This is a genomic window from Kitasatospora sp. NPDC050543, from assembly GCF_044457565.1.
Lineage (GTDB): Bacteria > Actinomycetota > Actinomycetes > Streptomycetales > Streptomycetaceae > Kitasatospora.
Genome location: NZ_JBITGZ010000006.1, coordinates 197,111 through 209,903 on the forward strand (window position 1 = coordinate 197,111; position 12,793 = coordinate 209,903).

Annotated in this window: 11 protein-coding genes, 3 tRNA genes and 1 pseudogene; 6 read left to right on the top strand and 9 right to left on the bottom strand. The window is 73.7% G+C overall.

Annotated features, from left to right (window positions below; all coding sequences use genetic code 11):
- Window positions 1–54: 54 nt before the first annotated feature.
- The 3 genes from ACIBH3_RS10190 to ACIBH3_RS10200 all read left to right on the top strand — a co-directional run bounded on the left by ACIBH3_RS10190 (window position 55) and on the right by ACIBH3_RS10200 (window position 616).
- Window positions 55–145: transfer RNA gene (locus tag ACIBH3_RS10190), tRNA-Ser, on the top strand.
- 252 nt (window positions 146–397) lie between these two features.
- A tRNA-Arg gene (locus ACIBH3_RS10195) sits at window positions 398–470 on the top strand.
- Window positions 471–540: 70 nt separating this feature from the next.
- Window positions 541–616 (top strand) — tRNA-Arg (locus ACIBH3_RS10200).
- 77 nt (window positions 617–693) lie between these two features.
- Here the strand turns inward: ACIBH3_RS10200 and ACIBH3_RS10205 are convergent.
- Together ACIBH3_RS10205 and ACIBH3_RS10210 are read right to left on the bottom strand one after the other, a co-directional pair.
- The gene (locus ACIBH3_RS10205; RefSeq protein WP_396311475.1) at window positions 694–1,896 is read right to left on the bottom strand and encodes a globin domain-containing protein; all 1,203 of its coding nucleotides are present in this window, start codon (window positions 1,894–1,896) and stop codon (window positions 694–696) included.
- A 10-nt stretch (window positions 1,897–1,906) separates the two neighbouring features.
- Entirely contained in the window at window positions 1,907–2,326 is a 420-nt protein-coding gene (locus tag ACIBH3_RS10210) for a globin domain-containing protein (RefSeq protein WP_396311476.1), read from the bottom strand.
- A 277-nt stretch (window positions 2,327–2,603) separates the two neighbouring features.
- Between ACIBH3_RS10210 and ACIBH3_RS10215 the strand changes: the two genes are divergently transcribed.
- Both ACIBH3_RS10215 and ACIBH3_RS10220 read left to right on the top strand, forming a co-directional pair.
- Window positions 2,604–3,491 carry a hypothetical protein gene (locus tag ACIBH3_RS10215; RefSeq protein WP_396311477.1) on the top strand — a complete coding sequence of 296 codons (888 nt, stop codon included), beginning with the start codon at window positions 2,604–2,606 and terminating at the stop codon, window positions 3,489–3,491.
- A gap of 188 nt (window positions 3,492–3,679) precedes the next feature.
- A complete protein-coding gene (locus tag ACIBH3_RS10220) occupies window positions 3,680–5,005 on the top strand; it encodes an SPFH domain-containing protein (protein ID WP_396311478.1) in 1,326 nt (441 codons plus the stop codon).
- Between the two features lie 136 nt (window positions 5,006–5,141).
- Here the strand turns inward: ACIBH3_RS10220 and ACIBH3_RS10225 are convergent, their stop codons facing one another.
- The gene (locus ACIBH3_RS10225; RefSeq protein WP_396311479.1) at window positions 5,142–6,110 is read right to left on the bottom strand and encodes an aldo/keto reductase; all 969 of its coding nucleotides are present in this window, start codon (window positions 6,108–6,110) and stop codon (window positions 5,142–5,144) included.
- Window positions 6,111–6,272: 162 nt separating this feature from the next.
- On the opposite strand from ACIBH3_RS10225, the gene ACIBH3_RS10230 reads away from it, so the two are divergent.
- On the top strand, window positions 6,273–6,473 hold the full coding sequence (locus tag ACIBH3_RS10230; RefSeq protein WP_396311480.1) for a hypothetical protein: 201 nt from the start codon (window positions 6,273–6,275) through the stop codon (window positions 6,471–6,473).
- A gap of 36 nt (window positions 6,474–6,509) precedes the next feature.
- Here the strand turns inward: ACIBH3_RS10230 and ACIBH3_RS10235 are convergent, their stop codons facing one another.
- The 6 genes and pseudogenes from ACIBH3_RS10235 to ACIBH3_RS10260 form a co-directional block, all read right to left on the bottom strand.
- Complete coding sequence (locus ACIBH3_RS10235; RefSeq protein ID WP_396311481.1) at window positions 6,510–7,538, bottom strand: endo alpha-1,4 polygalactosaminidase; 1,029 nt, start codon at window positions 7,536–7,538, stop codon at window positions 6,510–6,512.
- A 121-nt stretch (window positions 7,539–7,659) separates the two neighbouring features.
- On the bottom strand, window positions 7,660–8,358 hold the full coding sequence (locus ACIBH3_RS10240) for a spherulation-specific family 4 protein (protein ID WP_396311482.1): 699 nt from the start codon (window positions 8,356–8,358) through the stop codon (window positions 7,660–7,662).
- Window positions 8,355–9,275 carry an NAD-dependent epimerase/dehydratase family protein gene (locus ACIBH3_RS10245; RefSeq protein WP_396311483.1) on the bottom strand — a complete coding sequence of 307 codons (921 nt, stop codon included), beginning with the start codon at window positions 9,273–9,275 and terminating at the stop codon, window positions 8,355–8,357. Before ACIBH3_RS10245 ends, ACIBH3_RS10240 begins: the two co-directional genes overlap by 4 nt.
- A gap of 155 nt (window positions 9,276–9,430) precedes the next feature.
- Window positions 9,431–10,132 (bottom strand): annotated as a pseudogene (locus ACIBH3_RS10250) (NDP-sugar synthase); the annotation flags it as partial.
- Between the two features lie 54 nt (window positions 10,133–10,186).
- Window positions 10,187–11,179, bottom strand: a complete 993-nt coding sequence (locus ACIBH3_RS10255) for an SDR family NAD(P)-dependent oxidoreductase (RefSeq protein ID WP_396311484.1) — start codon at window positions 11,177–11,179, stop codon at window positions 10,187–10,189.
- A gap of 53 nt (window positions 11,180–11,232) precedes the next feature.
- Window positions 11,233–12,753 carry a hypothetical protein gene (locus ACIBH3_RS10260; protein ID WP_396311485.1) on the bottom strand — a complete coding sequence of 507 codons (1,521 nt, stop codon included), beginning with the start codon at window positions 12,751–12,753 and terminating at the stop codon, window positions 11,233–11,235.
- Between the last annotated feature and the right edge of the window lie 40 nt (window positions 12,754–12,793).

Sequence of the window (12,793 nt, forward strand, 5' to 3'; positions counted from 1 at the left end):
GCATCATCACAGGCACACGGAGCGGATCCGCCATGCGGAGAAGGTCCTTGTGGAGGAGGCTTCGCCTAGTCCGGTCTATGGCGCCGCACTGCTAATGCGGTTTGGGCCTTAAAGCCCATCGAGGGTTCAAATCCCTCAGCCTCCGCCTCCGGGAGCCCCGTCGACCATCAGGTCGGCGGGGCTCTCTGCATCTGCGGACGCCCCGCCGGTCAGGGCCGGCCAGGGTCAGGAAGGGCCGACCAGGCAGGTCGGGGGCAGATGCCGGGCAGCGGGCCCGGCAGGGGCCTGGTGGGGTTCGCGGCCCCTCCGGTGGGGCGGGATCAATCGATTTCGCCCCGCGTCGCAGGTCATGTAATGTTGTCCCCGCAACGCCCCGGTGGCACTGACACCAGGGCGAGCGCTCATAGCTCAACGGATAGAGCACTTGACTACGGATCAAGAGGTTGCAGGTTCGAATCCTGCTGAGCGCACAGCGATCATGAGGCCCCAGGCTCAGGCCCGGGGCCCTCGTGATGCCGAAGGCGCTGCAAGGCCCTGAGGGCGCTCATAGCTCAACGGATAGAGCACTTGACTACGGATCAAGAGGTTGCAGGTTCGAATCCTGCTGAGCGCACCAGCTGAACAGAGGCCCCGCCGACCACCAGGTCGGCGGGGCCTCTGTCGTTTCCACGGTGCTCGGGTCCGGGCCCGCCCTCACCCCAGGTCGGTGCGGTTGATCCAGGGCACGTCCCGCAGATCGAGGAACCAGTCGGAGGAGGTCAGCGGCCGGGTCCGGTTGAAGGTCTCCGGCCCCGGATCGTTCCTGATCAGGGCGGGGTCGGCGCCGAGGCCCAGCAGCAGCTCGGTCAGCTCGGGCGCGAGCTCGGGCGGTCCGCAGAGGTGGATGTCCCAGCCGTACCAGTCGCCGTGCCCGGACAGGCTCTGCCTGACCAGCGCGGCCGCCGCGTCGCGGCCGGCCCCGGTCTCGGGGGCGGCCAGCAGCACGTTCAGTCCGCGGTGCCGGTCCACCAGCCGCTGGACGGCGGCCAGGTCGTACTGGTCGGCGTCGTCGCGCGCGGCCAGGTAGACGGTGACCGGCCGGTGGTCCAGCTCGGGGCCGAGCTGTTCCAGCAGGGCCTTGATCCGGCTCCACCCGGTGCCGCCGGCCACCGCGAGCAGTGGACGACGGGAGCGGGGGCCGAGCACGGCGTCGCCGAGCGGTGGGCCCAGTCGTACGTGTTCGCCGGGCATCAGGTCGTTGACCAGCGCGGTGCTGAGCAGCCCGCCGGGCACCCGGCGCACGTGCAGCTCCAGGCTGCCGTCCCGGCGGGGGGCGTTGGCGATCGAGTACGGGCGCCAGACGCGCGGCACCCGCGGCGAGCAGAGCGTGAGGTACTGCCCGGCCGTGTAGGGGTACGGGCGGCCGGGGGCGAGGGTGAGCACCACCACGTCGGGGGCGGCCCGGCGGCGCTCCAGTACCACGGCCTCCCACCAGGCGGGGGCGGAGTCCGGTACGGCCTCGGCGGCCGCGGTCATCACCTGGGTGATCACGGTGTACGCCTCGGTCCAGGCCTTCTCGATCTCTGGCGTCCAGGAGTGCCCGGAGAAGTGCCGCAGCGCGGCGATCAGGCTGGCCCCGACGGCCGGGTAGTGCTCGGGCGCGGCGCCGAACTTGCGGTGGTCGCGTCCGAGCGCCCGCAGGTACCCGGTGAGCTCTCCGGGGCTCTCCAGCCGCAGCACGAGCTGGGTGAGCGCGGCGAACAGCCGGTCGCGCTGCTCGGCCATCTCGGCGGGGAAGAGCTCACGCACGTCGGGGTTGTGGGTGAACAGGTGGGCGTAGAAGTACTTGGCCAGGTGGTCGGCGCGGCGCTCGACGACGGCGAAGCTCGCGCGGATCACCGCGGGGTCGAAGGGCACCGCGGCGGCCTCAGCCGGCGGCCTTCGCCGCTGTCAGCGCGTCGGCCATGGTGTCGGCGACGACGGCGTAGACGGCCGTCCAGGAGGCGTCGGTCTCCGGGGTCCAGGCCTCCCCGGCGAAGTGCCGCAGGGTGGCGAGCAGACTGGCGCCGACGGCCGGGAAGTGCTCCGGCAGGGCGCCGTACGCCGCATGGCGGCCGCCGAGCCCCTGTAGGACCGCGACCAGCGCCTCGGTGTCCTCCAGCTGGGTGACCAGGGTGCCGAGCGCGGCCCACAGGCGGTCCTGCTGCTCGTCGAGGTGCTCGGCGAACAGGCCGCGCACGCCGGGGTTGTGCTCGAACAGGTGCCGGTAGAAGTACCCGGCCACCTCGGGGCCGTGGGGTTCGACGACCGCGAAGCTGCTCTTGATGAGAACGGGGTTTATGGTCACGGGCCCCGACTCTACTGAGCGAGTGGCCAATTCGAACAGGGAAGACCAATGAATGGTCAAGCACTGGTCAGTTGCGGCCAGTTGTATTCGTTCCGACTGGCCGGAATGCGTCGGTGCCGGAGGGCTTCCCGCAGATCCGGGCGAGTGCCCGCCAATTGGGTAGGAACTCCGCAATGGCGCTGGTGTCGCAGTATTACCGGCTCAGGATCGTGATTCCGTTTTGTCGGATCTTGTGTCCTGACTGCCGCCCAGGCGGCCGACACCGAAGGAGAGCCGGATGCGCCGACAGTTTGCCCGCGACACCGAACTCTCCGTACCCGGTGCGCGGTGGTACGGGCCCGGAGCACACCGGCGGCGCCTGGTCGGCACCGGCGTTTCGGCCATACTGGTGGCCGGACTGCTGATCGGCTGGAATTCGCCGTTCTCCGTGGCGCAGCAGTCACCTGACACCTGGTCGGCCGAACGCCGCGCGGTACTTCCCGCCGGACTCGCCGTCCAGCTGGACTTCTCCGCCGTGCCCGGGGTGAGCGCCGCCGCCGAACCGGGCCGGCTGGCCGAGCGTGCGGGAGGGGGGCGCGGCGAAGGGCCTTACTCCGACGGGCTGAAGGCCGGCGACCCCGCCGAGACCTTCCGGATCACCGAGGACCGTCCGCAGACGGATGGTTCCTGGCGGACCCCGGGCGCCCTCCAGCCGACCTTCTCCCGACCCGTGCGCAATCCGAGGCCGCACGTCAGCGGGCTGGCCGCGCTCGCCACCGGCAAGGGCGGCAGCACCTCCGGCGCGACCCGACTGACCGTCACCGGCGGTACGCCGGGCGCACCGTCGCTGGCAGGCCGCACCGGCTGGCCGGGCTGGACGCTGGTCGGCAACGCGCTCGCCCCCGCCGTCGCGGACGGCAGCGCCGACGGCGCGCCGGACGCCGAGGGCAGCGTGCAGCTGGCCGGCACCTTCACCGCGCCGCCCTCCGCCGACCAGGCCCGCGCCCGCGCCCTCGCCGCTCTGCCTGCACCACCTGCACCACCCGCCCCACCCGTGGCGGCCACCGGCCGCTCCGCGTCCGGTGGCCGGCGGGCCGCCCTCGGCGGTGGCCTGCTGCTGCTCGCGGCCGTTGGGCTGATCACCCGTCGGGTGTTCGGTCGCGGTCCGGGTGGCCGCAGGCGCTGAAGACCTCCACCCCACCAACCCCCACGTGTCCGATCGTCAGATCACCTGCGGACGGCTCGTCAGCCAATGTCGACACCGAAAGTGTCAAATGTCGCATTTGACGACGTATGAACTTAGCCTGGCTTTGGCGCCGCCTGTCAGGCCAAGGCCGCCCGTTGCGCGACACGCCGAACCCTGAGGATCCGTGCATGGACGTCACTCGCGATTCTTCGCAGCGACCCGACACCCTGTCCGAGCCCCTGCCGCCGGTGCTCACCGACCCCGCCCGGGCCGGTGCGAGCCCGATGCCCAAGCTGACGAAGCCGCCCGGCGGCGCGCCGGCCGGGCCGGCGGCTCCACGCCCCGCGCCGGACGAGGGGCCGGACACCGAGCCGCTGGCCCTCCGGTTCAGGGGGGCCGACGGCCTCCCGGGCCCGGCCGCCCCGGCACCGGCTGCCCGTCCCGCGTCGTTCGACGGCAGCCTCGGCGGGGCCGGCGCCCCGCCGGCGAGCACCACCCGCCGACCGCCGCGCGTCGACCCGGCCCTGCGGGAGTCCGCCGCCGTCACCCTGCCCGGCTGGATCGCGCTGCTCGCCCTGCTGGCCGGGGTCGCCGCCGTGCTCCTCGTCCTCGCCAGGACGGGGGCGCTCCCGCACTGGGACGCGCTCCCCGACGTACGCAGCGCCGCCGTCAAGCAGCGGGGCGGGGCCGAGGTCACCACCACCCGGGCGCTCGCCGCCGTCGCCGCGAGCAGTCTGCTGGCCATCCTCGCCCTGGCCGGGCTGCTCGCCAACGCCGGCGGCGAGACCCGGGTGCTCACCCGCTGGGGCCGCTACCGGGGCACCGTCCGCCGGGCCGGCCTGGTCTGGGTGAACCCGCTGCTGCACCGGCACCGGGTGGACGTCCGGCTGCGGCACTGGCGCAGCGAGCCCGTCCACGTCGTCGACCGCGCGGGCACGCCCATCGTCGTCCGGCTGCTGATCGTCTGGCGGGTCAAGGACACGGCGCGGGCGCTGCTGTCGGTCGCCGACCACGAGAACTACCTGCGTGAGCAGGTGCACGCGGTAGTCACCCGCACCGCGTCCACACTGCCCTGCGACAGCAACGCCGTCCCCGGGCCGGCCCTGCGCGACGGCCACTGGTTCGCGGACGAGATGACCCGGTCGCTGGCCGCCGAGGCGGCGCCGGCCGGTCTGGAGGTCTACTCCGTCCAGCCGCTGTCGCTGGAGTACGCGCCCGAGGTCGCGGAGTCCATGCGGCGGCGCCGGCTCGCCGAGCTGGACGCGGGCCTGCGCACCGTGCTCGTCGACGACGCCGTCGAGGCGGCCGCCCTCGCGGTGCGCCGACTGGAACGGGCCACCGCGCACGAGCTGGACGAAGCCGCCCGCAGCGCCCTGATGAAGCAACTGCTGGTCGCCTTCGTCGCCCCGGCGGGAGTCGCCGCCTCGGTGCCCTCCCCCAGCCTCCGGGCCGGGGGATCACCGTCGCCCGCCCGGGCCGGCGGACGCAAGCCGACCCACCTCGGCCGCCCGTAGCGGGACCGGCAGCGGGCTGCCGACGGGATCGGTGGCCGATCGGCCCGCCGCCGCCCGATATCCACAGGCTGTGGACGGCGCCGCACCGCGAGTGCGGGCCGTCCACAGCCTGTGGGCGTGCCGGGAGGGAGGAGCGTCAGGCGGAGGCCTCGTCCAGCAGCTTCAGCTGCTCGGCCGTCAGGCGCAGTCCGGCGGCCGCGAGCAGCGGGGGCAGCTGCTCGACCGTACGGGCGCTCGCGATCGGGGCGACGACGGTCGGCCGGGTCGACAGCCAGGCCAGCGCGACGGTGGCGAGCTCGACGCCGTGCTCGGCCGCGACGGTGTCCAGCGCGGCGAGCACCCGGGGGCCGCGCGGGTCATCGAGGTAGCGCCCGGCGCCCTGGGCGCGGGCGCTGCGCACCCCGTCCCCGCCCGGGCGGTACTTGCCGGTCAGGAACCCGGAGGCCAGCGCGAAGTACGGCACGCAGGAGAGGCCGTGCTCGGCCACCACCTGCGCCGGCGGGCCCTCGTAGGTGGCGCGCGAGACCAGGTTGTAGTGCGGCTGGACGGCCACGTACTTCGCCAGGCCCTCGCGCTCGGAGCAGGCGAGCGCCTCGGCCAGCCGCTCCGCGCTGATGTTGGAGGCGGCTATCTCGCGGACCTTGCCCTCCTGCACCAGCTGGTCGAGGGCGCCGAGGAACTCCTCCACGGGCGTCCCGGTGTCGTCGCGGTGGGTGTAGAGCAGGTCGATGCGCTCGATGCCCAGGCGGCGCAGCGAGTCCTCGGTCGCGGACTTGATCGTGTCGGCGCGGAGCCCCGTCGCCTCGGGGTGGCTGCCGACCTTGGTGGCGACGACGATGTCGTCCCGGTTGCCGCGGCTGTGCAGCCAGTTGCCGACGATCGTCTCCGACTCGCCGCCGGTGTTGCCCGGCACCCAGGCCGAGTAGACGTCGGCGGTGTCGATGAAGTTGCCGCCGCCGGCGGCGTAGGCGTCGAGGACGGCGAAGGACTGCTCCTCGTCCGCCGTCCAGCCGAAGACGTTGCCGCCGAGGGAGAGCGGGGACACGGCGAGGTCGGAGGTGCCGAGCGTCACACGCCGGTGGGCGTCACTGTGGAATTCGGTCATGCCCGAAGTCAACCTGATGGGGCGTACGGCCATTCCGGTGACGGCGGCGTCCTCACGAGCCCGTCGTGCCGGTGTCGCAGTCGGGTGAGGGCGGGGTGTGGGTGGGATCCGACGGGGGTCCGGGGTGTCCTCGGGGCGGGCGGGTTCGTTAGAGTCCTCGCCATGGCTGACAACGACTACGACCCCGCCGGCAGCACCCAGATGTTCCGGGCGTTCGTCGAAGAGACCCCGGCCCAGCAGGCGCCCGGCTCCGTTTCCACCCACGGCAGCAGCCGCGGCGGCAACCGCACCGGCATGATCGCGGTGGTGGCCGTCGCCGTGGTGGCCGTGCTCGCCGCCGTCGTCTGGCTGGCGGTCAAGTAACCCCCCCGTTCGGTCCGCCTGGCGGCAAGCCCTCGTTCAGCAGGGCTTTCGCCAGGCGTCCAGTTCAAGGCGCTTCTGCATCGAGCTGAGGCCCAGCGACTTGGCCTGCGCGCAGAACTTCTCCGTGCCGACCTTGTACTCGACGTGCAGGACGGCCTTGCCCGCCTTGATGAACGGGCTCAGCTTGTCGCACTCGTTGAACTGGGCGCACTCCTCGTTCACCGCGAAGTCGAAGTCCCCGACCAGGGCCGGGATCTGGTCGAGGTCGTTCTTCAGTGCGACCGCCAGGCCGCGCTCGTGTGCGAGCGCGGCGAGCATGCGGTTGTACTTCAGCTGGTCGTCACCGGTGAGCGGGAAGCCGGTGTCGTTGATGTACGCGTCGGTGGTGTCCGGCTCGACGCCGTCGAAGCCCTTGGCCTTGCACATGTCGAAGCGGGCGGCCATCACCGGGCGGAGCTTGTCCAGCTGCCTGATGTCGAGCCACTTCTCGCCGCGCCAGCCGTTGTCCTGGCCCTGGAGGGCCTTGGGGACGGCGCCGGCGTCGGGGCGGAAGTCCTCCGAGGAGCCGGCGTTGATGTAGCAGATCACCTTGCGGCCCTTGGCGTGCAGTGAGGCGACCACCGAGGCGTCGTTCTCGAAGCCGTCGATGTCGTACACCGGGGCGTCCACCGACTCGTCGACCTTGCCGTCGAGCTGCCACTGCCAGGTGACGCCCGGCTTGGGCTGCCACACCGTGCCGGCGGGCGCCGGCGGGGCGGTGGTCCGCCCGGGCGGGGTCGTCGCGGTGCCGCCCGCAGTGGCGGTGCCGGACGGGGTGCCGGGGGCCGCCGTGGACGGGGTGCCGGACGGGCTCGCGGACGCCGTACCGGACGGGGTGTCGGACGGGGTGTCGGTCGGGGTGCCGGGCGCCGGGGTCTGCGGCGCGGTGGCGACCGGCGAGGCCGGGACGGACGCGTCGGCGGAGGCGTCATCGTCCTCGCTGCCCGAGCTGCTGCACGAGGTGGCCAGCAGGGCGGTGGTCAGGGCGATGGCGGCGGCCAGCAGCGGCCTGGAGCGGCGGGTCACGGTGCTCGGACTCCGGATCTGGTCGGGGCTGGGGTACGGGTGCTGATGGGGCGGGCGGTGCCGGCCATGCGGTTGGGCAGGTGGTGCTGGTGGGGCGAGTGGCTCCGGTGGTGCCGGTGGATCAGTGCTGCGGCTGGGCGGCCGACAGTCCGAACGGCAGGGTGGACCACGGGTTGTCCCCGGAACCCGGCACGGTGCAGCCGACCCCGGCCCGGCGGGCGGCGATCAGCGCCGCGGCCTCCTGGGCCTGCTCGGCGGGCACGTCGTAGACCAGGTGGCAGAAGCGTGCCGCCGCGTGCCGGCCCGTCCAGAGCGGCAGGGTGGACGCGAGGTACGTCTGCCAGTCTCCCTCGAAGGTGACCAGCAGGTCGGCCAGGCCGACCTCGGCGTAGCCGGGGTCGGGGTGGTCGCCGTGCCCGAAGACGACGGTGGCGCAGCCGGCCGCGCGGGCGGCGGTGGCCAGCCGGCGGTAGTGCGCCAGCGCGCCGGGGTGGGTGGCGACCTGGTCGAAGTAGACGCCGTCGATGCCGTGCCGCTGCCGGTACGTCAGCAGCTCCGCCACCACGGTGGCGTGCGGCCGGCGGCCGTAGTCGGTGTCGGCGTAGCCGAGCAGGCTCAGGCCCGCGGCGCGCAGTTCCTCGGCCGCCTCCGCGAAGACGTTGTCGGGGGTGTCCCCGGGGCCGTCCGCGAGGTTGAGCACGACGGCCGCGATCCGGGTGGGGCCGGCGGCGGCGACCGCCCGCCAGGCCGCCGGGTCCACCGCGGGGTGGACGTACAGCGGCACCAGCAGGCGGCCGTCGGTGGTGGTTCCGGCCGTCATGCGACGCCCGAGGTGGCGGGCGCCGGGGCGGCGTCCGGTTCCAGGCTGAGCCAGAGGTCGCGCAGGGTGTCGGCGAGCGGGGTCCGCGGCTGCCACCCCAACGCGGTGGCGGCAGCCGTGATGTCGGCCTGCTGCCAGGAGACGGCGGCGGACCGCTCGGAGCCCGCGCCGCTCTCGTCGATCCGCCCGGTGAAGCCGGCGGCGGCGGCCAGCCCGTCCGCGATGGCGCGCACCGGCTGGGCCTTGCCGCTGGCCAGGTTGAGCACCCGGGGCAGCGGTCCGCCGGCGGTGACGGCCAGGCCGACGGCCAGGGCGATGTCCCGGGCGTCGACGAAGTCGCGGTACGCGGAGAGGTCGCCGACCTCCACCACGCCCTCGGGCCCGACCCGGCGCAGCTCGGCGGCGAGCCGGCCGGGCAGCGAGCCGGCCGGCGAGCCGGGGCCGACCGGGTTGAACACCCGCAGGACCACGGCGTCCAGCGGCGATCCGGCCACCGCGAGGCTGCCGGCCAGCTTGGTGGCGCCGTACACCCCGACCGGGCGGGCGTCCGCCGACTCCGTCAGCGAGCTGCCCGGCTCGCACACGCCGTACTCGCCGGCCGAGCCGATGTGCACCAGTCGCGCCTGCGGGGCGCCCTCCCGGAGCGCCTCGCAGAGCACGGCCGGGCCGCGGGCGTTGACCTCGGCGAGCTTGACGGCGCTGCCGGCCACCGCGCCGGCGAAGTTGACCACCGCGTCGACCGCGAGCGCGGCCAGTTCGCCGGCCAGCGTGGACGCGTCGGCCGTCGCCAGGTCGACCCGCAGGTCGTGGGCGGGTCGGCGGCCTCCGGTGAGCACCACGGCGGCGGGCAGTGCGCGGAGCACGTCGGCGGCGTGGCGGCCGAGGAAGCCGTCCGCGCCGAGCAGCAGGACTCTCACGCGGCCCGCCCGTCGGCGGCGTCCGGCTCGCCCTCGCCGCGGTCGGCGGCGGGCGTGGCGTCCGCACCGGCCGTGGCGTCCGCCGCGGCGCGGGGCGCGCCGAGCGGCTGGGCCGGGCCGGGCACGGCGTGCAGGCCCTCGGCGATCTCGAACGGCAGCAGCAGCTTGCGGTTGAGCGCGAACTCGGCGTTCGCCCGGTCGTAGTCGTCGGGGCGGCCGATGTCGAGCCAGTAGCCGTTGAACTCGTACGCGGACGGCGGGGTCTGCGCGGCCAGCAGGTCGAGCACCAGCTCGTCGAAGCCGAGCGGCAGGCCGGGGGTGTACTTGGCGAGGGTGGAGCGCGAGACGCCGTACACGCCCATCGAGACGCGGTAGTCGATGCTCGGCTTCTCCTGGAAGCCGGTGATGCTGCTGCCCTCGGTGGTCAGCACGCCGAAGTCGATCTTGACCTGGCGGGCGTAGGTGGCGATGGTCAGCGGCGCACCGGACTCCTCGTGGTGCTTGAGCACCCCGGCGAAGTCCAGGTCGGTCAGGATGTCGCCGTTCATCACCAGGAAGTGCTCGGGCAGCCGGTCCTGCATGGTGAGCAGCGGGCCCATGGTGCCGAGCGGGCTGTCCTCGACGGCGTAGCCGACGCGCAGCCCCCACTGCGAGCCGTTGCCGACGTAGGCCCGGATGATGTGGCCGAGGTGGCCGATGGCCAGGGTGACGGTCTTGAAGCCCGCCGAGGCGAGCTGGCGCATCACGATCTCCAGGATCGCGTGCTGGTCGCCGATCGGGACGAGCGGCTTGGGCAGGGCGGTGGTGTACGGGCGAAGACGAACGCCCTTGCCGCCGGCCAGGATCACTGCGTGCATGGTGGTTCCCCCACGGAAGACGATGCCTGAGTGCTGCGGGACGGGGTAGGACGGTCAGACGTTGTACAGGTCGGTCTTGTAGCGGGCCAGGTTCGCCGGGTCGCGGAAGAACTCGATGGTCTGCTCCAGGCCCTCCTCCAGGGAGTGCCCGGGCGCCCAGCCGGTGGCGGTGCGCAGCTTGGTGGCGTCGGCGACCAGACGCATCACCTCGGAGTTGGTCGGGCGGATGCGCTGCTCGTCCTCCTTGACGGTGACGTCCACGCCCATCAGCTTGCCGACCAGGGTGACCAGGTCGCCGACCGAGATCTCGCCGCCGGTGCCGGCGTTGAAGGTCTGGCCGACCACCGTCTCGGCGGGCGCGGTGCCGACCGTGCGGAACGCGGCCGCGGTGTCCTTGACGAAGGTGAAGTCGCGGGTGGGCCGCAGGTCGCCGAGGGTGATGGTGGTCTCGCCTGCGGCGAGCTGGGCGATCACGGTCGGGATGACGGCCCGCATCGACTGGCGCGGCCCGAAGGTGTTGAACGGGCGCAGCGTCACGACCGGCGTCTCGAAGCTCGCGTGGTAGCTGTCGGCGAGGCGGTCGCCGCCGGCCTTGGAGGCGGCGTACGGCGACTGGGTGTTGATCGGGTGGTCCTCCGAGATCGGCACGGTCTGCGCGGTGCCGTAGGTCTCGCTGGTGGAGGTGTGCACCAGGCGCGGGATGTCCAGGTGGCGCACGGCCTCCAGCACGTTGAGGGTGCCGGTGACGTTGGTCTCGATGTACGAGTGCGGAGCCCGGTAGGAGTACGGGATCGCGATCAGGGCGGCCAGGTGGTAGACCGCCTCGGTGCCCTTGACCAGGCCGTTGACCGAGCCTGGGTCGCGGACATCGCCGAGGACGATCTCGACGGAGTCGAGCACGTCCTTGTCCAGGGTCTCCAGCCATCCGAAGGACGAGAAGGAGTTGTACTGGACCATGGCACGGACCTGGTGGCCGTCGGCGACCAGGGTCTCGACGAGGTGGGAACCGATGAAGCCTTCGGCTCCGGTGACGGCGACGCTGCTCATGAAGGGTGATTCGCTTTCTGGTGAGGAGACAGGACGGGTGAGCCTGTGGTGACTCAGCGGTGCTTGGTGGTGCGGCCGAGGACGGGCCCGGCGATGGAGGTGAGGACTAGGGCGGCCGCCCCGCAGCCGATCAGCTGCAGGGTGGTCGGGTCGACGCCGGCCAGCAGACCGGCGCTCTCGGCGACGGCGGTGGCCAGGCAGATCAGTGCGGTGCTGCGGCTGAGCCCGAAGGCGTTCAGGAGCAGCGCCAGCCAGAGCGCGCCGCCGAGCAGCAGCAGGGAGCCGAGCCCGGCGATGCCGAGGGTGGGAGCGCCGGGCCAGAGCAGGGTCGCTCCGGCGTCCAGGGCGGCCACCGTGGTGAGGTAGCTGAGCAGGCAGCCGAGCAGCACGCCGCCGGTGCGGCGGGTGAACTGGCCGGGCGTGTGGCTGGTGCGCAGGGCGGCGACGGCCAGGCTCCGGTAGCGGAACAGCAGCCACTCGGCCAGCCCGAGACTGAGCGTCAGCGCGACCATCGCCGGGCCGGTCGGGCTGGCGGTGGAGCCGGGCGGCACCCCGACGCCGACGGCCTGGTGGATCGTCGTGCCGAGACCGGCGATCAGGGTGAGCGTGCCGACGGCCAGCCCGAACAGCGCGTGCGGCACCTCGGGGGACACCGGCAGCCGCAGCGGGGCGGCCTCCTGCGGGGTGCGCAGGCAGCGGATCGCCTCGCGGGCGGCCAGAGCGGTGGCGAGCGCGACGGTGGCCAGCAGCACCACGGTGCGGACGATCTGCGGTACGTCCACGGCGAGTACCACGCCCGCGCCGACGGCCGACGGTGCGAGTGCGAGCAGCAGCGACCGCTCCCGGCCGAGCACCAGCAGCACGGTCGCGGCGCCGAGGTAGCCGGATTGCCCGGCCGCGAAGCACAGCGCGCCGAGTGGCCCGCCCACCACGTAGCCGGCGGTCGCCGCCACCAGCGCACCGGCGGGCGCGCCGATGGCCAGGCAGCGCCCGGCCTCCCGCCGCCGGCCGCGGCCGAGGAGGGAGTAGGAGCGGTGGGCGAGCGCCTGGTTCCAGGACCAGCTGACCAGGGTGGCGACGGAGAGCGCGACCATCCCCGACGGGAGGCCGAAGCGCATCCGGTCGGCCGCGAAGAGGTTGGCGCCGAGCAGGTAGCCCAGGCCCGGCAGGGCGAAGACCAGCCCGCGCAGCAGGCAGCGCCACGGGTCGGCCCGCCAGGGGTTGGCGAACTCCGCGCTCGGCCCCGGGTAGCGGCGGTCGATCCGGGCGAACAGCTCCTCGGCGAGGGTGAAGGAGTCCGGCCGTCCGTAGAGCAGCGCGGCCTGCTCGTCCGTCAGGCCGTCGGACTCCAGGAAGGCCGCGATCTCGTACGGGTGCACGGCGTCGGCGCAGATGTCGGCGAGCCGGTCGGCGAGTTCGTCGAGCGGGTCGGGCGAGACCTCCGGGGTCTCGTCCTGCGGCGGGCCGGGCAGGACGGGGCGCCGGCGCTGGCGCGGCAGGGTGCGCAGCGCCATCGTCTGCTCGGCCCAGTCGGTCCCGGCCTCGTCCGGTACCAGGCGCAGCGGGCCGCTCATGCGCCCACCTCGCGACGCCCGCGCCCGTTCGTCCGGCTGC

Bases quoted from the DNA above. Each gene is read 5' to 3' on its own strand.
- ACIBH3_RS10215 (WP_396311477.1), top strand. From the start codon at position 2,604: ATGCGCCGACAGTTTGCCCGCGACACCGAACTCTCCGTACCCGGTGCG.
- ACIBH3_RS10220 (WP_396311478.1), top strand. From the start codon at position 3,680: ATGGACGTCACTCGCGATTCTTCGCAGCGACCCGACACCCTGTCCGAG.
- ACIBH3_RS10225 (WP_396311479.1), bottom strand. From the start codon at position 6,110: ATGACCGAATTCCACAGTGACGCCCACCGGCGTGTGACGCTCGGCACC.
- ACIBH3_RS10230 (WP_396311480.1), top strand. From the start codon at position 6,273: ATGGCTGACAACGACTACGACCCCGCCGGCAGCACCCAGATGTTCCGG.
- ACIBH3_RS10240 (WP_396311482.1), bottom strand. From the start codon at position 8,358: ATGACGGCCGGAACCACCACCGACGGCCGCCTGCTGGTGCCGCTGTAC.
- ACIBH3_RS10255 (WP_396311484.1), bottom strand. From the start codon at position 11,179: ATGAGCAGCGTCGCCGTCACCGGAGCCGAAGGCTTCATCGGTTCCCAC.
- ACIBH3_RS10260 (WP_396311485.1), bottom strand. From the start codon at position 12,753: ATGAGCGGCCCGCTGCGCCTGGTACCGGACGAGGCCGGGACCGACTGG.